Annotated in this window: 20 protein-coding genes and 1 riboswitch; of the genes, 12 read left to right on the forward strand and 8 right to left on the reverse strand. The window is 70.5% G+C overall.

Annotation, left to right across the window (positions count from 1 at the left end; translation table 11 throughout):
* Nucleotides 1–48 precede the first annotated feature (48 nt).
* Nucleotides 49–1,422 carry a glutamate--tRNA ligase gene (gene gltX / locus AB0K12_RS18610; RefSeq protein ID WP_355428342.1) on the reverse strand — a complete coding sequence of 458 codons (1,374 nt, stop codon included), beginning with the start codon at nucleotides 1,420–1,422 and terminating at the stop codon, nucleotides 49–51.
* Complete coding sequence (locus tag AB0K12_RS18615; protein ID WP_355428339.1) at nucleotides 1,415–2,191, reverse strand: fumarylacetoacetate hydrolase family protein; 777 nt, start codon at nucleotides 2,189–2,191, stop codon at nucleotides 1,415–1,417. Before AB0K12_RS18615 ends, gltX begins: the two co-directional genes overlap by 8 nt.
* A 175-nt stretch (nucleotides 2,192–2,366) precedes the next feature.
* Here AB0K12_RS18615 and AB0K12_RS18620 point away from each other — a divergent pair, with 175 nt between their 5' ends.
* The 7 genes from AB0K12_RS18620 to AB0K12_RS18650 are packed head-to-tail and all read left to right on the forward strand — an operon-like array spanning nucleotide 2,367 to nucleotide 5,515.
* A complete protein-coding gene (locus AB0K12_RS18620; protein WP_364562122.1) occupies nucleotides 2,367–2,891 on the forward strand; it encodes an Asp23/Gls24 family envelope stress response protein in 525 nt (174 codons plus the stop codon).
* Complete coding sequence (locus AB0K12_RS18625) at nucleotides 2,888–3,280, forward strand: hypothetical protein (RefSeq protein ID WP_364562125.1); 393 nt, start codon at nucleotides 2,888–2,890, stop codon at nucleotides 3,278–3,280. The genes AB0K12_RS18620 and AB0K12_RS18625 overlap by 4 nt, the downstream gene beginning before the upstream one ends.
* On the forward strand, nucleotides 3,277–3,465 hold the full coding sequence (locus tag AB0K12_RS18630; protein ID WP_364562128.1) for a hypothetical protein: 189 nt from the start codon (nucleotides 3,277–3,279) through the stop codon (nucleotides 3,463–3,465). Before AB0K12_RS18625 ends, AB0K12_RS18630 begins: the two co-directional genes overlap by 4 nt.
* Nucleotides 3,462–3,824, forward strand: coding sequence for an Asp23/Gls24 family envelope stress response protein (locus AB0K12_RS18635; RefSeq protein ID WP_364562130.1), 363 nt, complete (start codon nucleotides 3,462–3,464; stop codon nucleotides 3,822–3,824). Before AB0K12_RS18630 ends, AB0K12_RS18635 begins: the two co-directional genes overlap by 4 nt.
* A complete protein-coding gene (locus AB0K12_RS18640; RefSeq protein WP_364562133.1) occupies nucleotides 3,821–4,519 on the forward strand; it encodes a DUF6286 domain-containing protein in 699 nt (232 codons plus the stop codon). The genes AB0K12_RS18635 and AB0K12_RS18640 overlap by 4 nt, the downstream gene beginning before the upstream one ends.
* Nucleotides 4,516–5,103, forward strand: coding sequence for a hypothetical protein (locus AB0K12_RS18645; protein ID WP_364562136.1), 588 nt, complete (start codon nucleotides 4,516–4,518; stop codon nucleotides 5,101–5,103). The genes AB0K12_RS18640 and AB0K12_RS18645 overlap by 4 nt, the downstream gene beginning before the upstream one ends.
* Before the next feature lie 16 nt (nucleotides 5,104–5,119).
* Nucleotides 5,120–5,515, forward strand: coding sequence for an antibiotic biosynthesis monooxygenase (locus AB0K12_RS18650; protein ID WP_364562139.1), 396 nt, complete (start codon nucleotides 5,120–5,122; stop codon nucleotides 5,513–5,515).
* Nucleotides 5,516–5,577: 62 nt separating this feature from the next.
* Here the strand turns inward: AB0K12_RS18650 and AB0K12_RS18655 are convergent, their stop codons facing one another.
* Nucleotides 5,578–6,237: an HD domain-containing protein gene (locus AB0K12_RS18655; RefSeq protein WP_364562142.1), complete on the reverse strand. Its 660-nt coding sequence runs from the start codon at nucleotides 6,235–6,237 to the stop codon at nucleotides 5,578–5,580.
* Nucleotides 6,238–6,399: 162 nt separating this feature from the next.
* Between AB0K12_RS18655 and AB0K12_RS18660 the strand changes: the two genes are divergently transcribed.
* Nucleotides 6,400–7,968: a heparinase II/III family protein gene (locus tag AB0K12_RS18660; RefSeq protein WP_364562145.1), complete on the forward strand. Its 1,569-nt coding sequence runs from the start codon at nucleotides 6,400–6,402 to the stop codon at nucleotides 7,966–7,968.
* A gap of 35 nt (nucleotides 7,969–8,003) precedes the next feature.
* On the opposite strand, the gene cimA is transcribed toward AB0K12_RS18660, so the two are convergent.
* On the reverse strand, nucleotides 8,004–9,578 hold the full coding sequence (cimA, locus tag AB0K12_RS18665; protein ID WP_364562149.1) for a citramalate synthase: 1,575 nt from the start codon (nucleotides 9,576–9,578) through the stop codon (nucleotides 8,004–8,006).
* 236 nt (nucleotides 9,579–9,814) lie between these two features.
* Nucleotides 9,815–10,459 (reverse strand): thioredoxin domain-containing protein, encoded by a 645-nt coding sequence (locus AB0K12_RS18670; RefSeq protein ID WP_364562152.1) that lies wholly within the window; start codon nucleotides 10,457–10,459, stop codon nucleotides 9,815–9,817.
* A gap of 138 nt (nucleotides 10,460–10,597) precedes the next feature.
* On the opposite strand from AB0K12_RS18670, the gene AB0K12_RS18675 reads away from it, so the two are divergent.
* Complete coding sequence (locus AB0K12_RS18675; protein ID WP_364562155.1) at nucleotides 10,598–11,581, forward strand: aldo/keto reductase; 984 nt, start codon at nucleotides 10,598–10,600, stop codon at nucleotides 11,579–11,581.
* A gap of 14 nt (nucleotides 11,582–11,595) precedes the next feature.
* Here the strand turns inward: AB0K12_RS18675 and AB0K12_RS18680 are convergent, their stop codons facing one another.
* Both AB0K12_RS18680 and AB0K12_RS18685 read right to left on the reverse strand, forming a co-directional pair.
* Nucleotides 11,596–12,693 carry a branched-chain amino acid aminotransferase gene (locus AB0K12_RS18680; protein ID WP_364562158.1) on the reverse strand — a complete coding sequence of 366 codons (1,098 nt, stop codon included), beginning with the start codon at nucleotides 12,691–12,693 and terminating at the stop codon, nucleotides 11,596–11,598.
* Nucleotides 12,694–12,936: 243 nt separating this feature from the next.
* Nucleotides 12,937–13,983, reverse strand: a complete 1,047-nt coding sequence (locus AB0K12_RS18685) for a 3-isopropylmalate dehydrogenase (RefSeq protein WP_364562161.1) — start codon at nucleotides 13,981–13,983, stop codon at nucleotides 12,937–12,939.
* A 99-nt stretch (nucleotides 13,984–14,082) separates the two neighbouring features.
* A riboswitch (cyclic di-AMP (ydaO/yuaA leader) is annotated at nucleotides 14,083–14,222 on the forward strand.
* Between the two features lie 51 nt (nucleotides 14,223–14,273).
* Here AB0K12_RS18685 and AB0K12_RS18690 point away from each other — a divergent pair.
* Nucleotides 14,274–14,885 carry a C40 family peptidase gene (locus AB0K12_RS18690; RefSeq protein WP_364562164.1) on the forward strand — a complete coding sequence of 204 codons (612 nt, stop codon included), beginning with the start codon at nucleotides 14,274–14,276 and terminating at the stop codon, nucleotides 14,883–14,885.
* Nucleotides 14,886–15,376: 491 nt separating this feature from the next.
* On the opposite strand, the gene serA is transcribed toward AB0K12_RS18690, so the two are convergent.
* Nucleotides 15,377–16,966, reverse strand: coding sequence for a phosphoglycerate dehydrogenase (gene serA / locus AB0K12_RS18695; protein WP_364562167.1), 1,590 nt, complete (start codon nucleotides 16,964–16,966; stop codon nucleotides 15,377–15,379).
* Between the two features lie 241 nt (nucleotides 16,967–17,207).
* Between serA and AB0K12_RS18700 the strand changes: the two genes are divergently transcribed.
* Nucleotides 17,208–18,062 carry a hypothetical protein gene (locus tag AB0K12_RS18700; RefSeq protein ID WP_364562170.1) on the forward strand — a complete coding sequence of 285 codons (855 nt, stop codon included), beginning with the start codon at nucleotides 17,208–17,210 and terminating at the stop codon, nucleotides 18,060–18,062.
* A 63-nt stretch (nucleotides 18,063–18,125) separates the two neighbouring features.
* The gene (locus tag AB0K12_RS18705; protein ID WP_364562173.1) at nucleotides 18,126–19,487 is read left to right on the forward strand and encodes an MFS transporter; all 1,362 of its coding nucleotides are present in this window, start codon (nucleotides 18,126–18,128) and stop codon (nucleotides 19,485–19,487) included.
* The last annotated feature ends 6 nt before the right edge of the window (nucleotides 19,488–19,493 follow it).

Here is a 19,493-nt window from a genome sequence, read left to right on the forward strand (position 1 = left end):
TGGACGTGATGCCGCCACCCGGGCCTGGCCCGGGTGGCGGCATCGGCGTCAGCCGCGCAGGCGGGCCAGGGCGGCGCGCAGGCGCTCCTGCGTGCGCTCGCGGCCCAGCACCTCGATCGACTCGAACAGCGGAAGTCCGACCGTACGGCCGGTGACGGCCACCCGGACGGGGGCCTGCGCCTTGCCGAGCTTGAGCCCGTGGGCCGTGCCGACCTCTTCGAGCGCCTGTTTGAGCGACTCGGGGTCCCAGCTCACGCTCTCGAGGCGGTCGAGGTAGCCGGTGAGGATCTCTTCAGGGGAGTTCTTCATCGCCTTGTCCCACGACGCCTGGTCGAAGACGGGCTCGTCGAGGAAGAGGAAGTCGACGTTCTGCCGGATCTCCGACAGCACCGCGATGCGGGTCTGGGCCAGCCCGGCGACCTTGCTGAACAGCTCACGGTCCCACGACGGGTCGAGGTAGGGGGCGCAGCGCTCCTCGAACGTCTCCAGCGGCAGCGCCCGGATGTACTCGCCGTTGAACGCGCGCAGCTTCTTCTCGTCGAAGAACGCGCTGGCGGAGTTGACGTCCTCCAGCCGGAACAGCGGGACCATCTCCGACCACGGCATGATCTCGCGGTCTTCCCCGGGGCCCCAGCCGAGCAGCATGAGGTAGTTGACCATCGCCTCGGCGAGGTAGCCCTCGTCGCGGTAGCTCTCCAGGGCGACCTTGTCGCGGCGCTTGGACAGCTTTTTCCGCTGCTCGTTGACGATGACCGGCAGGTGGGCCCAGACCGGCGGGTTGGCGCCCAGGGCGGGCCAGAGCAGCATCTGCTTGGCGGCGTTGCCGAGGTGCTCCTCGCCGCGTACGACGTGGGTGATGTTCTGGGTGATGTCGTCGACCGCGTTGGCCAGCACGTAGAGGGGCGAGCCGTCGGTGCGGGCGATGACGAAGTCTTCCTGCGCCTCGTTGGGGAACTCGACGTTGCCGCGGATGCGGTCGGCCACCACCGTGACGCCCTCGTCGGGCGTGCGGAAGCGGACGGCGCCCTGCGTCAGGCCGCGCTCGCGGCAGAAGCCGTCGTAGCCGCGGTGCTCGGAGCCGGTGCGGGCGACCAGCGTCTCGCGGGTGCAGTCGCAGTAGTAGGCCCGGCCGTCGGCCAGCAGCTTGGCCACCGCCTCGCGGTGCTGCGGCTCGTAGGCCGACTGGAAGTAGGGGCCTTCGAAGACGGGGTTGGTGCCGTTGATGCCGATCCAGTCGAGGGCGGAGATGATGCCCTCGGTCCACTCGGGGCGGTTCCTCGACGCGTCGGTGTCCTCGATGCGCAGCACGAAACGGCCGCCCGACTGCACGGCCAGCGCCCAGTTGAACAGCGCGGTGCGGGCGCCGCCCACGTGAAACATGCCGGTTGGGGACGGGGCGAACCGCACCCGTACTTCAGTCACGGGAGACCACCTTGTTCGTGAGTGTGCCGATGCCTTCGATGCCGACGCTGACCTCGTCGCCGATCTCAAGGGGGCCGACGCCCGCCGGGGTGCCGGTCAGGATGACGTCGCCGGGGATCAGCGTCATGACCGCGCTGACGTAGGCGACCAGCGCCGGGATGTCGTTGATGAGCTGGCTCGTGCGGCCGCTCTGCCGGATCTCGCCGTTGACCGTGGTGGTCAGCGCCAGGTCGCTCGCGTCGAGATCGGTCTGGATCCACGGCCCGAGCGGGCAGAACGTGTCGAACCCCTTGGCCCGGGTGAACTGCACGTCCTTCTTCTGCAGGTCGCGGGCGGTGACGTCGTTGGCGCAGGTGTAGCCGAAGATGACGTCCTTGACCCGCTCGACCGGGACCTCGCGGCAGAGGCGGCCGATGACGACGGCCAGCTCGCCTTCGTAGTCGACGCGGTCGGACAGCGACGTGGGGTAGGCGATGTTCTCGCCGTGGCCGATGACCGTGGTGGACGGCTTGATGAAGATGAGCGGCTCTTCCGGAACCTCGTTGCCCAGCTCGGCCGCGTGCTCGGCGTAGTTTCTGCCGATGGCGACCACCTTGCTCGGCAGCATCGGGGCCAGCAGTTTCACCTGGGACAGCGGGAACCGCTCGCCGGTGAACTGCACCTGACCGAACGGGTGACCGGAGATCGCGGAGACGAACTCCTCGCCGGGACCGCCCTCGACCACGCCGAACGAGACGCCTTCGCCTGTGGAGAACCTCGCTATACGCACCCGTCAAGGCTATCGCCGCCGCCGGCGGGGTCCGCCCACCTCGGGATCGGCCTGCCCACGACGGGTCACGAACTGTCAATTTATAGGCCCTAAGTCCGTCTTGTCAGGCTTCGGTTGTACAGAGGGGGTTATGTCGCCTTATGAGAGATAACACCTTTGTTGGGGGTGACGGATCGTGTCTGAGACGATGTCCGGCCGGCCGGGTACGGCCGGCGGCGCGGCGACGGTTCCGCGGGCCAGGACGCAGGAGAGCGTGCCGGGCGGCGCGACCTCGCTGGTCACGGAGAAGGGCACCACGAGCATCGACGACGGGGTCGTCGCCAAGATCGCCGGGCTCGCCGCCCGGGAGGTGTCGGGCGTGCACGCCATGGGCGCGGGCGCGGCGCGGGCGTTCGGCAGCGTACGGGGGATCGTCGGCGGGGACCCGAACGTCTCCCAGGGCGTGTCGGTCGAGGTGGGCGAGCGCCAGGCGGCCGTCGACCTCGATCTGGTCGCCGAGTACGGAACCGCGATCCCCGAGCTGGCGGCGGCCGTCCGCAAGAACGTGATCGGGGCCGTCGAGCGGATGTGCGGCCTCGAGGTGACGGAGGTGAACATCAGGGTGGACGACGTCCACCTCCCCGAACAGGACCGAGGCAGAGACACCGGCCACTCCCAGGACCGCGGCAGCGACGCGGACCAGGAACCCCGCGTCCGATGACCCCGTCCCCACCCGGCTCGGCAGCGGACCCGGCAGAGGCGGCCGGCCCCACGGGCCCGGCCGACTCCGCGTCCGGTTCTGCGGCTGCGGGGGCGGCGCCTGAGGCCGGTGAGGAGGAGACCGCGCGGGACCTCGCGGAGCGGGTTCGTGCCTGTGACGGGGTGGTCCGGTTGTCCGGGGGGTCGTTCGGGACGGTGGCGACGTACCTGCCGGGCGAGCGGCTCGTCGGCGTGTCGGTGCGGGAGCGGGCGGTCGAGGTCGCCATCGTCGCCACGCTCGGCAGGCCGTTGCCCGAGACCGCCGACGAGGTGCGGCGGGCCGTCGCGGACCTGGCCGGTGACCGTCCCGTGCACGTGCGGGTGGACGACATCGTCGTGGAGGGAACATGAACAACAGTCAGTTGACGCCGCTCGTCGGCATGGCCGCCGGCATCGCGCTCGGGTTCGCGGGGGCGTTCGGGGGGCTGGGCGCGTTCCTGCTCGTCCTGGTGCTCGGCGCGATCGGGTTCCTGGTCGGCCGGATCATCGAGACCGGCGAGATCAACCTGTCGGGTCTGACGGTGAAGCGGAAATGACCGTACTGTCCACCGTTCCCGCGCAGCGTCCCGCTCCCCCGCCGGCTCCCGAGCTGCGCGGGCGCACGGAGATCTCCGACCGGGTGGTCACCAAGATCGCCTGCATGGCGGCCAGGGAGGTGCCTGAGGTGCGTGACGTGCAGCTCCGTACGCTGCCCTGGGCGCGCCCGTCCGGCGGCGAGGTGCGCAAGGGGCAGACCACGCTGCGGCTCTCGGTCAGCGTCGCCTACCCGGCGCCGCTGCACGCGGTGGCGGCCCGGCTCAGGGAGCACGTGACCCGCCGCGTCGCCGCCCAGACCGGCCTGACCGTCGCCCGCCTCGACATCACGATGACCGACCTGGGCGGTGACCTGCCATGAGCGGCTCAGACCCGGAGATCTGCGCCATCCCACCCGACCCACCCGGAAAGGGCCACATTTCCGGACGGCACAGCGAGCAGGGGCACGTCGGCGACGGGGGCCCAAGCGCCGAGCCGGCGGGGGCGCATCGGGCGGGGATTGAGGTGCCGCCGTCGAAGGCCGCCGATCGGGCGGCGGTGCGGGCGTTCCGGCCGGCTCGGAGGGTTCCCGCCGTTGTGGTCTCGGCGCTGCTCGCGGTGGGCAGTCTGCTCCTGCTGCTGGAGATCGTCTCTGGGCTGGTCGGGAGGCCGTTGCGGTGGATTCCGTACGACAGGATGCTGGCCTGGGCGTCCACCACCTCTTGGTCGGATCCGCTGGTTCTGCTCGGTGCGGCGCTCGTGACGTTGATCGGCGTCGCGCTGCTGCTGACGGCGCTGGTGCCGGGACGGCCGCGGATGGTGCCGGTGCGCAGTGGTGACCCTGATCTGATCATCGGGTTGCGGCCCAGGAGCGTGGCCCGGGCCCTGGCGCATGCGGCTGAGCAGGTGCCCGGGGTGCGGTCGGCGCGGGGGAAGCTGCGCGGGCAGACGTTCGCGGTCACGCCCACCACGTACGGCGGGAACGTCGACCAGGACGTGCGCGGCGCCGTACTGAGCAGGCTCGCCGGATACGACCTGGTTCATCCCTACCGGGTCGCGGTCAGGGGGCGACGATGAACGCGCGGACCCGGCGCGGCAACCGGCTCGGCCTCGGGCTGGTGGGCCTGGTGCTGACGCTGCTCGGCGGCGCGGCGCTGGCCCGCGGGCTGGGCATGCTCCCGCAGGACTGGGCCCCGGCGCGGACGCCGATCGTGGACGGCTACGTGACGGGGTTCTTCGCCCGTGGCGGCCCCGCGCTGTGGTGGCTGGCCGCGCTGGCGTCGCTGGTCGTGGCGGTGCTGGCGGTGCGCTGGCTGCTCGTACAGGGCCGCAGGCAGACCCACCGTACGCTGCGCATCGAGGACGGCCCCAGCGGCGTCACCGAGATCTCGGCGGGCGGGATGGCGCAGGCGGTGGCGGCGGACGTGGCGTCCAGCCCCGCCGTGCTGAGCGCCGACGCGAACCTGGTGGGCCCGCCCGCCAGGCCCGAGGTACGCCTGCGGGTCGTCGCCGACGAGTCGGTGCCGATCGCCGAGCTGAGCCGGCACCTGTCGGCCGTGGCGCTGCCGCACATGCGCGACGCGCTGGACCGAGATCGGGTGCCGGCGGTGGCCCGCGTTAGCCTGGAGCCCTCACCCGCGCCACACCGTGACGTGCGCTGACGAGAGGGGTCCTGCGATGTCCGTCGTGAAGATCAACGTGCTGACCGTGCCGGCCGAGATGCGCGAGGAGCTCGAACGCCGCTTCGCCGGCCGCGCCGGGATGGTGGAGGCGGCCGACGGGTTCGAGTGGTTCGAGCTGCTGCGTCCTGTGGACGGGACCGAGCGCTACCTGGTCTACACCCGCTGGCGCAGCGAGGAGGACTTCCAGAAGTGGCAGCAGGGCGAGGCGTTCCAGCGCGGCCACGCCCAGGCCGCCGGCGAACGCCCCACCGGCCCCGCCGCCCAGGCGTCCGCCCAGGCGTCCGCTCAGGCACAGGGCCACGGTCATGGGCACGGCCACGGCGGCCCGGCCGCGACCGGCTCCGAGGTGTGGACCTTCGAGGTGGCCGAGAGCGCCGGCCCCAAGGCTTAGCGCCCGCACCACCTCACGAAGACCCCGCGTAAGACCCGCGCCGGGTGGCGCGGGCTCGGGCGTCAGCCGTCCAACGGGTTGTGGATGATGCGGTCGACGATGCCGTTGCGGACGAAGCGGGCCGCGAAGCTGGACGGCTTGCGGGCGCCCTGGTCGGCGATGCACACGCTGAACTCCTTGGCGATCTGCAGCCGCGGATAGCGCGCCAGCACCTCCTGCCGCACGAGGGCGGGGAGGTCAGAGGTGTTGCGGCCGGAGATGTCCATGCCGGTGGACAGTTCGAGCAGGTGTCCCTCGGGGTCCTCGTCCACGGGCACCTCGTCCCACATGTGCCGGACGATCACCTCGGCGGCCCGGTCGCGCCGCTCGGGCGACCAGCCGGCGCCCGCGCAGAACGCCCAGGCCACGTGGCCGCCGGCCTCCTCGTACGGGACGGTGTGGCTGTCGTACTCGGCGACCAGGCCGATGTCGTGCAGCATGGCGGCCACGTACAGCAGCTCCGCGTCGAAGGCGATGCCGTTGTCCTGCGCGTACGCCGCCGCCCACAGGTAGGCCCGGATGGAGTGGTTGAGCAGGGAGGGCGAGTGGTAGCGGGTGGCCACTTCGAGCGCGCCCCGGCAGGCGGGCGTGTCGGGTATCACCAGGTCGTCGAGTTTCACATGCACCAGCATGCCGTGCCGGGCGATGCCGGTGGAGCATCGGGCGGCTAACAAATGGGGCATTCGGCTTGACCCTATGATCGTCGGTTCGAAAGCATGTCCCGCCCTCATCGTTTTGTCCCGGAAGGAACTGGCGTGCGCCGGCTCGCGATACCCCTTGCCCTCACGCTCGCATTAGGAGCCTCGGCAGGCCCTGCTCAAGCCTCCGAGACGACAAAGGACACGGTGAAGGACAAGGTGACTCGGACGGCCGAGTGCCAGGGCGACTGGCTGCCCGCCACGCCCACCGCCGAGGACGTCATGAAGGGCGAGATCTCGCTGGTCGGCCTGCCGGCGTACCAGCTGGGCAAGAAGATCAAGTGGACGGCGAGCCCGTACCGCAACCGCTCATGGGAGTACGTCTTCCAGTCGCTGCGCTGGATGGGCACCCTCGTCGTCCAGTACGAGAACACCGGCGAGCAGCGCTACCTCGACCGCGCCGTCGAGATCACCAAGGACTGGGTGGCACGCAACAAGTACGGCGCCCGCGGCACCCCCTCGTACGTGTGGAAGGACCACCCGGTCTCGCTGCGCACCCAGCCACTGCTCTGCCTGAGCAGGCACGTGAACGAGAAGTGGCTCAAGGACAGCCTGGCCGTGCACGCCAAGCTCCTGGCGAACCCGCGGCTGTACAAGAAGGGCCACAACCACGGCATCGACCAGGACATCGCACTCATGGGCATCGGCTGCCGCTTCGGCCGCAAGGACTGGGCGAACCTGGCCGCCAAGCGCCTGACCGGCACCGTGAAGCTCGACGTGGACGCGCAGGGCGCGCTGATGGAGCAGGCGCCGCGCTACGCCGTCTACGTCTACGGCCGCCTCCAGGTCGCGATGACGAACATGAAGGCGTGCAAGCGCAAGGTGCCGGGCGAGATCTCCCGGCGGACCGAGGCGTTGAAGGACTTCATCGCCCACGCCACGATGCCCAACGGCTACATGGCCCCGCTCGGCGACGGCAGTGCGGAGACCGAGCCCAAGATGGAGACGGGCACGCCGAAGCAGGAGGTCAAGACCTACCGGGCCGGGTACGTCTTCGGCCGCACGAAGTGGGACGACCCCGAGTCGGCGTACTACTCGATCAGGTTCGGCCCCGGCATGAAGTTCCACGGCCACGAGGACCACCTGGGCGTCACCTATTACGCGCAGGGCCGCGACATCCTCATGGACGGCGGCTTCCACTCCTACGAGAAGAGCTCCTACCGCTATTGGACGCTCTCCCCCGAGGCGCACAACGTCCCGACGGTGGTGGGCGCCCGCTTCCGTCCGCGCACGGCCAGCAAGCTCGCCAAGACGTCGTACGGTAAGGACCGCCAGGCGTTCCGGCTGACCGACAAGGCGTACGGGGTGAGCCGTACCAGGTCGGTGCTGGTCGACCACGGGGACGACCTGATGGCGGTGTACGACACGGCCTCGGGCGGCAAGAAGGTGCGCAACATCTGGCGCTTCGCGCCCTCGCTCAAGCTCATCTCGAAGGGCGGCGGCAAGGTGGTGCTGGGCGACGGCAAGTTCAGGGTGACGCTGCTGCAGCTCGACTCGTCGTGCTCCCGGGTCGGGGGGCAGAAGGTCGAGCGGGGCGGGAAGCTCGGCTGGGTGTCGCCGGCGTACCTGTCGAAGCAGCGGACCAACGTCGTCGTCTCGCCGGCCGCGAAGTCGCTGCTGACGGTGATCGTGCCGGGCACCGACTCGCCGAAGGTGTCGTGCTCGGGCGGCAAGGTCAAGGTGAACGGGGTGTCGTTCGCGGCCAAGGTGCTTTGAGCGTCGGGCCCCTTCCGCAAGGGGCCCGGCCTGGGTCAGCAGTCGTGGCCGGCCCGCAGCAGGCCGTACGTGACCGCCTGCTCCAGCGCCTGCCAGGAGGCGTCGATGATGTTCTCCGCCACCCCGACCGTGGCCCAGTCGGCGGTGTCGTCGCTGGAGGTGATGAGCACGCGGGTGACGGCGTCGGTGCCGTGGGCGCCCTCCAGGATGCGGACCTTGTAGTCGACCAGGGCGAGCTTGGCCAGCTCGGGGTAGAGCCGCTCCAGCGCGAGCCGGACGGCCTTGTCGAGGGCGTTGACGGGGCCGTTGCCCTCGCCGGTGGCGACGATGCGCTCGCCCTTGGCGTGCAGCTTGACGGTGGCCTCGCTGACCAGCTCGCCGCCCTTGGTGCGCTCGACGATGACCCGCCACGACTCGACCTCGAAGTGGCGCTTGCGCTCGCCTTCGACGGTGTCGCGCAGCAGCAGCTCGAAGGAGGCGTCGGCGGCCTCGAAGGTGAAGCCACGCGACTCGAGGTCCTTGACCCGCTCGACGAGCGTCTTGGTGTGCTCGGGGGTCAGCTCGTAGCCCAGCTCGCGGCCCTTGAGCTCGACGGAGGCGCGGCCGGCCATGTCGGAGACGAGCATGCGCATGTCGTTGCCGACCTGGGCGGGGTCGATGTGCTGGTAGAGGTTGGGGTCGACCTTGATGGCGCTGGCGTGCAGGCCGGCCTTGTGGGCGAAGGCGGAGGCGCCGACGTAGGGGGCGTGGGAGTTGGGGGTGACGTTGGTGACCTCGGTGATCGCGTGCGCGATGCGGGTCATGTCGGCCAGCGACTGCTCGGGCACGAGGTCGAAGCCGCGCTTGAGCTGGAGGTTGGCGACGACGGTGAAGAGGTTGGCGTTGCCCGAGCGCTCGCCGTATCCGTTGGCGCAGCCCTGCACGTGGGTGGCGCCGGCCTTGACCGCGGCCAGCGTGTTGGCGACGGCGCAGCCGGTGTCGTCGTGGCAGTGGATGCCGACGCGGGCGCTCGTACGGACGGCCTCCTGGACGATCTCGGCCAGCTCGTCGGGCAGCATGCCGCCGTTGGTGTCGCACAGGGCGATGACGTCGGCCCCCGCCTCGGCGGCGGTCCTGACGACCTCCAGCGCGTACGCCGGGTTGGAGCGGTAGCCGTCGAAGAAGTGCTCGGCGTCGAGGAAGACGCGCTGGCCCTCCGCACGCAGGTGGGAGACCGTGTCGCGGATCATCGCGAGGTTCTCCTGGAGCGTCGTGCGGAGAGCCAGCTCCACGTGCCGGTCGTGGCTCTTGGCGACAAGGGTCACGACCGGCGCGCCGGATTCGCGCAAGGCGGCCACCAGGGGGTCGTCGGCGGCCTGCACACCTGCCCGGCGGGTCGCGCCGAACGCGGCGAGTTGCGCGTGCTTCAGGTCGAGCTCTGTTCGGGCCAGCCTGAAGAACTCGGTGTCCTTGGGGTTGGCGCCGGGCCAGCCCCCCTCGATGAAGCCGACGCCCAGGCCGTCCAGGTGACGAGCGACGGCGAGCTTGTCGGCGACGGTGAGGTTGAGCCCCTCCTGTTGCGCGCCGTCGCGTAGCGTCGTGTCGTAGACGTGGAAGCGGTCGTCGGCCATGAGTCTCTCTTCTCTGCGGAAGCTTCTCTGCGAAGGACGGTTCTCGGGAAAACCCGGGAAAACAAAAAGACCCCTCACGGACGTGAGAGGTCTGCGCGCTGGCGGTGTCCCGGTATCAGCCAGCGCGCCTGCCGATAATGAGCAGACCGTAGAACATGGTGCCGCCCAGTCTGCCACACGGATTCACCATCTGGCACACCGGTCTCACTCCCTGGGACACGGCACGGTGGGGACGGTCACACCTGGACGCCGATGCCTCCGGTGATCAGGCGCTCGATCGCGGCGGCGTCGAACACCTCGCCGCCCAGCATCTGGCCGTCGAGCAGCACGGTCGGCGTACCCTCCAGCGGGATCCTGGCCGTCTGCGCCAGGTGCGCCTCCGCGTACGTCTGCGACTTCACGCAGTCGTCCACCGACGCTCCGGCCTTCCTGGCCGCCGCCGACAGCTCCTCGACCGTGAAGCCCGAGGCCACGCCGTGCGGGGCGGGCTGCATGGCGTACACGGCGTCCCTGAAGGCCAGCCAGTTCTCCTCCGGTACGCAGCGCGCGGCCGCGGCGGCGCGGACCGAGTTGGAGCGCATGGGCTCGTCCCGGAAGATCGTGACGGTGTGGAAGACGACCTTCACCTTGCCCTCCCTGGCCAGGCGCTGGACCGTCGCGTCGACCTTGGTGTGCATGTCCTTGCACACCGGACAGTCGAAGTCCTCGAACACGTCGAGCACCGGAGCGTCGCTGCCCAGGTCGGCCAGGATCATCGAGCCGTCCGCCTGCCTGCTCAGCTGCACCCCGTCGGACGACGCGCCGGGCTGGGAGAACGCCAGCACCCCGAGTACGGCGATCGCCGCGAAGGCCGCCACGACCGCCATCAACCGCTTCTTCATGAGCCCACTCTCACCTTTGTCGATCGCGCAGACCCTATCGGAAGCGGAGACAACGGCCGTCACGCGCGTACGGCCCCGGCGCGCCGGGCAGGTTCGCCTGCGGGGGATGAATCTGCGGGGGATGAAGGGGGATCAGCCATGCGATACGTGACACTGGGCCGCGAGGGCCCGACGGTCTCGGCCCTGGGGTTCGGCGCGATGACGCTGGCGCCCAGGGTGTACGGCGACGTGAGCGAGCCGGAGGCGACGCAGGCGCTCCTGGCGGCGCTGGACGCGGGCGTCACGTTCGTCGACACCGCCGACATCTACGGCGCCGGGCACAGCGAGACCCTGATCGGGCGGGTGCTGCGGGGCCACAGGGACGAGGTGGTGCTGGCGACGAAGTTCGGCGGGAACTCCGACGATCAGGGCAGGCTGGTGCCGGGCATGGGCCGGCCCGAGTACCTCCGCAGGGCCCTGGAGGCCAGCCTCGACCGCCTGCGTACGGACCGGGTGGACCTCTACTACCTGCACAGACTCGACCCCACGACGCCCGTCGAGGAGACGATGGGCGCGCTGGCCGAGCTGGTCCAGGCCGGGGACATCCGGTACGTCGGCCTGTCGGAGGTGTCGGCGGCGACGCTGCGGCGGGCCTGCGCCGTCCACCCGGTGACCGCCCTGCAGACCGAGTACTCGCTGTTCCACCGCTACCCGGAGCAGGACGTGCGCCCGGCCTGCGACGAGCTGGGCGTCGGGTTCGTGGCCTACAGCCCGCTCGGGCGCGGCCTGCTCGGCGGCACGATCAGGGGCAGGGGGTCGCTGGAGGAGGGCGACTGGCGCCGGGGCAACCCGCGCTTCCAGGAGGGCAACCTGGACCGCAACGTGGAACTGGCCGACGCCGTGGCGGGCCTGGCCGGCGAGGTGGGGCTGCCGGTGGCGCAGCTCGCGCTGGCCTGGCTCGTGCACCGCGGCGCGGTGCCGATCCCGGGGACGCGCCGGGCCGAGAACGCGCGGGCCAACGCCGCGGCCGCCGACGTCACCCTCGACGAGGAGACGGTACGGCGGCTCGAGGCGCTGGTGCCGCCCGGCACGGTGGCCGGCGAGCGCGGCAACGCCGCCTACCTGGCCAACCTCGACACCTGACGTTCCCGCCGGCGTCAGGCGATCTTGTGGACCCAGTTGTGGGTGTCGGGGCGGGCGCCGTACTGGATGCCGACCAGTTCCTCGCGCACCCGCATCGTGACCGGGCCGGGCGTGCCGTCGCCGACCGTCCACGAGCGGTCGGCGCCCTTGACCGTGCCGACCGGCGTCACCACGGCCGCGGTGCCGCACGCGAACACCTCGGTCAGCTCGCCGCTCTCGCAGCCGGCCTGCCACTCGTCCACGCTGATCAGCCGCTCCTCGGTCTCCAGGCCGAGGTCGCCGGCCAGCTCCAGGATGGAGTCGCGGGTGATGCCGGGCAGCAGCGTGCCGGTGAGCGCCGGGGTGACGAGCTTGCCGCCGAGGACGAAGAACAGGTTCATCCCGCCCATCTCCTCGACGTAGCGGTGCTCGTGCGCGTCGAGCCAGACGACCTGGTCGCAGCCGTTCTCGACGGCCTGCCGCTGCGCCACGAAGGCCGCGGCGTAGTTGCCGCCGCACTTGGCGAAGCCGGTGCCGCCGGGCGCGGCCCGCGTGTACTCGGTGGACAGCCAGACGGAGACGGGCTTGATGCCGCCGGTGAAGTAGGAGGCCGCCGGAGAGGCGATCACCATGTACCGGTACGTCTTCGACGGGTAGTTGACCCCGAGCCCCGCCTGCGTGGCGATCATGAAGGGCCGCAGGTAGAGGCTGTGCCCCTCGGTGGTGGGCACGTACTCCTTGTCGGTGCTGACGAGCAGCTCCAGCGACTCGACGAACGTCTCCTCGGGCAGCTCCGGCATGGCCATGCGCTGGGCGGAGCGGTTGAAGCGGGCGGCGTTGGCGTAGGGGCGGAACGTCACGATCGAGCCGTTGGCCTGCCGGTACGCCTTGAGCCCCTCGAAGAGCTCCTGGGCGTAGTGGAAGACCGCGGTGGCCGGGTCGAGGACGAGCGGCCCGTACGCCTCGAGGCGCGCGTCGTGCCAGCCCTTACCCTCGGTGAAGTCGATCGAGATCATGTGATCGGTGAAGACCTGCCCGAACCCGGGGGTCGCCAGTACCTGCTCCCGCTCGGCCGCGGTGCGAGCATGGTCGGATAGCTGCACGTCGAAGCTGAGCTTCTGAGCGATGGTCATGACGTCGGTCCTTCTCTCTGCGATCTACCGAAAACTACCGGAAGCTGCCCGCTGTCTGCGGTTCTGCGACTGCCGCGAGGGGCGGCCGCGCCGGGAGGCAGTCCGTACTTCCTATTGTCTCGCTATATGGGATGGCAAGGGGTCAACGGGGGATATAGCCCCCATTTCTCCGTACAGGAACACGAAAAAGCGCCCGGCAGTCCGCTCAGGGCCGCCGGGCGCTCGTGATCGGGCTAGGCGGTCCTAGCCGGATACTCGCGCGGTGATGTCGTCGCCGATCTGCCGCGTGCCGCGCGGGGCGGAGCCCGCGACGCGCGCCGCGATGTCGTCGGCGACGGCCTGCTCCACCCTGGCCGCCTCGGCGCTCAGGCCGAGGTGGTCGAGGAGCATGGCGACGGAGAGGATGGTCGCGGTCGGGTCGGCCTTGCCCTGGCCCGCGATGTCGGGCGCGCTGCCGTGGACCGGCTCGAACATGCTGGGCGCGGCGCCGTCGGGGTTGATGTTGCCGCTGGCGGCCAGGCCGATGCCGCCCGCGATGGCGGCGCCGAGGTCGGTGATGATGTCGCCGAAGAGGTTGTCGGTGACCACCACGTCGAAGCGCTCGGGCTGGGTGACGAAGAACATCGAGGCCGCGTCGATGTGGGAGTAGTCGACGGCGATCTCGGGGTAGTCGGCGGCGACCCGGTTGACGGTGCGCTGCCACAGGTCGCCCGCGAAGGTGAGGACGTTCGTCTTGTGGACGAGCGTGAGCTTCTTGCGCGGGCGCGACTGAGCTTTCTCGAAGGCGTAGCGGACCACGCGCTCGACGCCGTGTGCGGTGTTGAGCGACTCCTGCGTGGCGATCTCGTGCGGGGTGCCGCGCCGCATGGCGCCGCCGGTGCCGGCGTAGAGGCCCTCGGTGCCCTCGCGGACGACGATCATGTCGATCTTCTCGGGCGGGGTGTCGGCCAGCGGGGTGCGCACGCCGGGGAACAGCTTGACCGGGCGCAGGTTGACGTAGTGATCGAACTCGAACCGCAGCCGCAGCAGCAGGTCGCGCTCCAGGACGCCGGGCGGCACGCTGGGGTCTCCGACGGCGCCGAGCAGGATGGCGTCGTAGCCGCGCAGCTCGTGGAGCACCGAGTCGGGCAACGTCTCGCCGGTGCGGTGATAGCGCGCGGCGCCCAGGTCGTAGTGGGTGGGCTCGATCTTGGTGCCCACGGCCTCCAGGACCTTGAGCCCTTCTGCGACGACCTCGGTGCCGATGCCGTCACCGGGGATGACAGCCAGGCGGATGTTACGCGACTCCATGGGCGGTACCTTACCGGCTCGTCTCGACTGACGAACACATCATCTCATTTTCCGGACGTCCGATTTTGCATGTATTGCGACCTTTTGACCGATTCGTTAGAGTCCGTCAGGCCTAATCCACGCAGCAGGTGCGTGGAGCCGGGGACCCACCTCCCCCAGGGGCGAATCGGCTTCGCCGTAGGGCTGTCTTCCAGGCCCGAGCCCGTCAGCTAACCCGGCCGGCCGCATGGAAGGACAGACCCCTGTCTCGCATCGCCATCGCCCTGGCGGGTGTCGCCGCCGGGCTCATCGTGTGCCCCCCTCCGGCCTCCGCCGCGCCGACGCCCGCCGGCCCCGGTGAAAGCCGCCACTCCCCCGACACGAACTCCGACCCCGACACGAAATCCGGCCCCGAAACGAACGCGGCCGGCTCGATCACCCTGACCGGTCCCGAGGTCAAGCGCATCCAGCAGAAGCGCGCGCCCAAGCCGGCCTGGAAGACCGCCCTCAGGTTCGCGATGCACCAGCGCGGCATCCCGTACGTGTGGGGCGGCACCAGCCGCAGCGGGTACGACTGCTCCGGGCTCATGCTCAGGGCGTACCAGAAGGCGGGGGTCCACCTGCCGCGCACCGCCGCCGAGCAGTACAACGCGTTCTCCCGGAAAATCAGCTGGAACCATCTCAAGCCCGGTGACCTGGTCTTCTTCAGCGGACTCGGTCACGTGGGCATGATCTCCAAGCCCGGCTACATGGTGCACGCGCCGCACTCGGGCGACGTGGTGAAGGAGGAGAAGCTCTCCGACTGGCGCCGGCAGGCGTTCGTCGGAGCGGTCAGGCCCGACCGCGAGGGCGTCCGCCAGTGGCGCGAGCTGCAGAAACGGCGCGATGACCCCGCTCCGTCGATGCTGACCGCGACCCTCTGACCTGACACCACCCGGACGAGCGGCCCCGTGCGAGCGAGCGCGGGGCCGTTCTGGGCTCACCTGCTCTGGGGGGCTCCGCCGTTGTCACGCCGGTCGAGGGCCATCTGGACGGCCTCGGCCGCCTCGTCCTCTTGGTCCTCGGCACGGTTGAAGGCATACATCTCGTACATGTGGCTCATCTCGCTTCGCGGACGTGTTCCTGAGAAAGGGGGAAGCCGGACTCCGGTCGCGAGCCCGACCGGGCCTGAATCTCGTGGTCCGGGTCACGGACCGGACGAAGGGACTTGACGGCCGACGCATACGCCGCTCACCGCGGCGGGTCGTCGACCTGCCCTAACAGGCCCCGCCGCGGCAGGTAATGAGTACGAGAACCTGGCGCATCACCGGCTACAGTACCCGAGGACAGTGCTTGGATGTCCTACTATCTCGCATGCTGAGACAGAAAAGGGCCGCCACCCGAAACGGGTGACGGCCCTGCGCAGGTCAGAGGGTCAGTCCTCCAGGTCGACCGAGCGGCCGCTCTCGGCGCCGATCTCGGCGCCGATCTGCTCGACCACCTCGGCCGGGATCGCCGAGTCGACGGTCAGCGCGATGAGCGCCTTGCCGCCCTTGACGTCACGGGCCACCTGCATCGAGGCGATGTTGATGCCGTGCTCGCCGAGCAGCCGGCCGACCACGCCGACGACGCCGGGGCGGTCGGTGTAGGTGTAGAAGCACAGGTGGGCCGTCGGCTCGATCTCCATCTCGAAGCCGTTGACCTCGACGATCTTGGTGATCTGGCGCGGCCCGGACAGCGTGCCCGACACCGAGACCGTGCGGCCGTCGGCCAGCACGCCGCGCACGGTCACCAGGTTGCGCCAGTCGGGGCTCTCGGAGCTGGTGACCAGCTCGACCGCGATGCCGCGGTCCTTGGCCAGCAGCGGCGCGTTGACGTAGGTGACCTGCTCCTCGACCACGTCGGCGAAGACGCCCTTGAGCGCGGCCAGCTCGATCACCCGCACGTCCTGGGCGGCGATCTCGCCGCGCACCTCGACGTCGAGCTTGGTGGCCACCTCGCCGGCCAGCGCGGTGAAGACCCGGCCCAGCTTCTCGGCCAGCGGCAGGCCCGGCTTGACGTCCTCGGCCACCGCGCCGCCCTGGACGTTGACCGCGTCGGGCACGAACTCGCCCGCCAGCGCCAGCTTCACGCTGCGCGCGACCTGGGTGCCGGCCTTCTCCTGAGCCTCGTGGGTGGAGGCGCCGAGGTGGGGCGTGACGACGACCTGGTCGAGCTCGAACAGCGGGCTGTCGGTGCACGGCTCCTTGGCGAAGACGTCCAGGCCGGCTCCCGCGACCCGGCCCTCCTTGATCGCCGCGTAGAGGGCGCCCTCGTCGACGATGCCGCCGCGCGCGACGTTGACGATCCGCACGCTGGGCTTGACCTGGTGCAGCTCACGGTCGCCGATGAGCCCGACGGTCTCCTTGGACTTGGGCAGGTGGACGGTGATGAAGTCGGCCTGCTTGAGCACCTCGTCGAGGCTGACCAGCCGGACGCCCATCTGCGCGGCGCGGGCCGGCGGCAGGTAGGGGTCGTAGGCGATCAGCTCGACCCCGAACGGCGCCAGCCGCTGGGCCACGAGCTGGCCGATCTTGCCGAGGCCGAGGATGCCGACGACCTTCTCGTCGAGCTCGACACCGGTGTACTTCGAGCGCTTCCACTCACCGTTCTTCAGCGCGGCGTGGGCCTGGGCCGTGTTGCGCGCGCTGGCCAGGATGAGCGCGATGGTCTGCTCGGCGGCGCTGGTGATGTTGGAGGTCGGAGCGTTGACGACCATGACGCCGGCCTTGGTGGCCGCCTCGACGTCGACGTTGTCGAGGCCGACCCCCGCGCGGGCGACCACCCGCAGCTTCGGCGCGGCGGCGATGGCCTCGGCGTCGACCTGCGTGGCGGAGCGGACGATGAGCGCGTCAACGTCGGCGAGGGCGGGCAGCAGCTGGGAACGGTCGGCGCCGTCGGTGTGGCGGACCTCGAAATCAGCGCCGAGTACGGCGAGACCGGCCTCGGACAGCTCCTCTGCGACCAGAACGACGGGCTTGTTCACTGGTGTGGATCCTTAAGGCAGGGCGGGCTTGGGAGGGACACGTCCACGGATCCCCCCGGCGGTCCCACAGAGTCTATCGGGCGCTTGTGAACGCGTTCACGAGAGACTCACGATGTGAGACGGGAGGCCCTGTACCCAGCAGAGTGGAAAGTCATCCACGCCGCTCCCATCTTTGTCTTGATCGGGAGATTTATTCGCCATTAGCCTGATAAGCCGTGGCCGACTACCTATGGTTCGTCATATGAGCATCGGGAATCCTGCGCTTGCCGACGTGCTCGCCCAGCATGGCACTCCGCACCGCCTGCTGGGCGCTCTTGCCGACGGTGGAGTCCTGGTGGCAGTGCGACCAGATCGTTCCGTGGTCCTCGGGACCACTCAAGTAGGTGACCGGGTGCTGCTGGGCTACACCAGCCCCGCCACCTACGCCCGGCACCGCGGAAGCCATTCGCTGTCGGCCTGCGACGCCGACACCATCCTGGACATCCAGCGCGTCACCGGAGTGCGCGAGATCGTGATCGACGCGGCAGGCCCGGCCGCCGCGGCCGTGCCCATCGACGATCTCCAACGTTTCCTCACCACGACGCGCACGGGGCCCACGCCCGTGCTGTCGGGGGCGGCCCCCGCCGCCTACGCCACGGGCGCGATGGCCACCGTGTCACGCGGCGCCGCGCTCGCGCAGGTGGCTCCCCCGTCCCCCGAGGCCCCCGCGCTGCCGTGGGTGCCCGCGCCGCGGCCGCACCTGTCGGGGCCGATGCAGCAGGTGGACCCCGGCTACCGGCGGTGCACGCATCCGATCCTGCCCGCGCTGCGGCAGGCCATCGCGTACCTGCTGATGGACTTCCCGCTCGTGCACCACGTCTGGATCAGCGAGGCCCGCACGGCGTCCGGAGCTCCCGGGATCATGCTGCACGTCAAGGTGCACATGTCCGCGGCGGAGGACGTCGTACGCGACCTGCACCGCCTCGTACGCGCCCGGCTGCCGCAGTTCGCCGCCTCAGGGGCGCCGATCCTGATGGCCAGGGTCGCCGACGCGCGCAGCGAGCGCCGGATGATCGAGATCGGCGCGCACGTGGTCTGCGCCAGCGTGAACGACTGACCGGCGGAGGGCTCGCGAAAGTGGGCCCTCCCCAACGAGCCCTCGCTCGGTTTCAATGAGGTAATGATCACACCGGGGGTGGGCACGGCCACCGTCCCGAAAGGCGTGCGGTTCGGTTATGGGATCGGGTCGTTCTGCACCTCGACTGTCAACGCGGTGCCCGGCCTGCTGCTGCTGTTCTACATGACGAACTTCCTCGCGGTGCCCGCGTGGCTGGCCGGTGTGGTGGTGACCGCGCCCAAGATCTGGGACCTGATCATCAACCCGCTCGTCGGGCGCTGGTCGGACCGGACCGTCTCGCGCTGGGGGCCGCGCCGGCCCTGGCTGCTGGCCGGGGCGTGCACGCTGCCGGTCGCCTTCTTCCTGGTGTTCGCCGGGCCGCCGCTGACCGGGGTGCCCGCCGCGCTGTACGTCGGCGCCTGCTTCATGGCCACGGCGACCGCGTACGCGCTGTTCGAGGTGCCGTACAAGGCGATGCCCGGCGAGATGACGCACGACTACCACGAGCGCACGGCGCTGCTGCAGTGGCGGATGGTCTTCATCGGCGCGGCCACCGCGATCAGCGGCGTGCTGGCGCCGGCCATCGCCACCAGCGACGGCGAGCACGGCACGCTGAGCAGCTACCGGACGATGGGCCTGACGATCGCGGTCATCCTGCTCGTCGCCATGCTCGCCTCGTTCCTCGGCACCGCCCGCGCCCCCATGACGGGAGCGCCGGAGCCGGACCGCGGCGGGTGGCGCGAGCAGTTCGCGGCGATCAGGGGGAACCCGGCGTTCATCTGGCTGACCGTGCTGGCCTGCACGCAGATGCTGGCCGTCAGCATGATGCTGGCCGCCGCGCCCTACTTCGCGACGTACACGCTCGGCTCGTCGGGGGCCACCCAGACGCTCTTCGCCGCCCTCGTCGGACCGATCCTGCTGACCATGCCGCTGTGGGTGCGGCTGGCCAGGCGCCTCGACAAGCGCGGCGCGATGGTGCTGGCCACGGTGATGTTCGGCGGCGGCACCACGGCCGCGATCGCCACGCCGCTGTTCGGCTCGGTGTGGGCGCACCTGTGGATCCTGCTGGTCGGCGTCGGCTACGCCGGGGTGCAACTGCTGCAGTTCTCGATGCTGGCGGACGTCATCGCGGCCGACGCGGCGGAGACCGGCAAGCGGCGGGCCGGCGTGCTGACCGGGTTGTGGACGGCCATCGAGAGCGGGGTGAGCGCGTTCGGCGCGCTGATCTTCGGCGTGGTGCTGTCGATCGGCGGGTTCATCGAGTCGGAGCCGAGCCGGCCGGTCGAGCAGCCGGAGAGCGCGGTGACCGCCGTCCTCATCGGGCAGACCGTGATCCCCGCGCTGATCATCTTCTCCTCGGTGCTGATGGTCATGAAGTACCGGCTCAAGGCGCCCGCCGCGCCGGCCCCTGCCGGCGCCGAGTGACCGCCG

The sequence above is a fragment of the Nonomuraea sp. NPDC049419 genome (genome assembly GCF_040676995.1).
Classification (GTDB): Bacteria; Actinomycetota; Actinomycetes; order Streptosporangiales; family Streptosporangiaceae; genus Nonomuraea; species Nonomuraea salmonea.

Excerpts from the sequence above, each read along its gene's own strand:
- AB0K12_RS18625 (WP_364562125.1), top strand. The coding sequence starts at position 2,888 with ATGACCCCGTCCCCACCCGGCTCGGCAGCGGACCCGGCAGAGGCGGCC.
- AB0K12_RS18630 (WP_364562128.1), top strand. The coding sequence starts at position 3,277 with ATGAACAACAGTCAGTTGACGCCGCTCGTCGGCATGGCCGCCGGCATC.
- AB0K12_RS18635 (WP_364562130.1), top strand. The coding sequence starts at position 3,462 with ATGACCGTACTGTCCACCGTTCCCGCGCAGCGTCCCGCTCCCCCGCCG.
- AB0K12_RS18640 (WP_364562133.1), top strand. The coding sequence starts at position 3,821 with ATGAGCGGCTCAGACCCGGAGATCTGCGCCATCCCACCCGACCCACCC.
- AB0K12_RS18645 (WP_364562136.1), top strand. The coding sequence starts at position 4,516 with ATGAACGCGCGGACCCGGCGCGGCAACCGGCTCGGCCTCGGGCTGGTG.
- AB0K12_RS18650 (WP_364562139.1), top strand. The coding sequence starts at position 5,120 with ATGTCCGTCGTGAAGATCAACGTGCTGACCGTGCCGGCCGAGATGCGC.
- AB0K12_RS18655 (WP_364562142.1), bottom strand. The coding sequence starts at position 6,237 with ATGCCCCATTTGTTAGCCGCCCGATGCTCCACCGGCATCGCCCGGCAC.
- cimA (WP_364562149.1), bottom strand. The coding sequence starts at position 9,578 with ATGGCCGACGACCGCTTCCACGTCTACGACACGACGCTACGCGACGGC.
- AB0K12_RS18670 (WP_364562152.1), bottom strand. The coding sequence starts at position 10,459 with ATGAAGAAGCGGTTGATGGCGGTCGTGGCGGCCTTCGCGGCGATCGCC.
- AB0K12_RS18675 (WP_364562155.1), top strand. The coding sequence starts at position 10,598 with ATGCGATACGTGACACTGGGCCGCGAGGGCCCGACGGTCTCGGCCCTG.
- AB0K12_RS18680 (WP_364562158.1), bottom strand. The coding sequence starts at position 12,693 with ATGACCATCGCTCAGAAGCTCAGCTTCGACGTGCAGCTATCCGACCAT.
- AB0K12_RS18685 (WP_364562161.1), bottom strand. The coding sequence starts at position 13,983 with ATGGAGTCGCGTAACATCCGCCTGGCTGTCATCCCCGGTGACGGCATC.
- AB0K12_RS18700 (WP_364562170.1), top strand. The coding sequence starts at position 17,208 with ATGAGCATCGGGAATCCTGCGCTTGCCGACGTGCTCGCCCAGCATGGC.
- AB0K12_RS18705 (WP_364562173.1), top strand. The coding sequence starts at position 18,126 with ATGATCACACCGGGGGTGGGCACGGCCACCGTCCCGAAAGGCGTGCGG.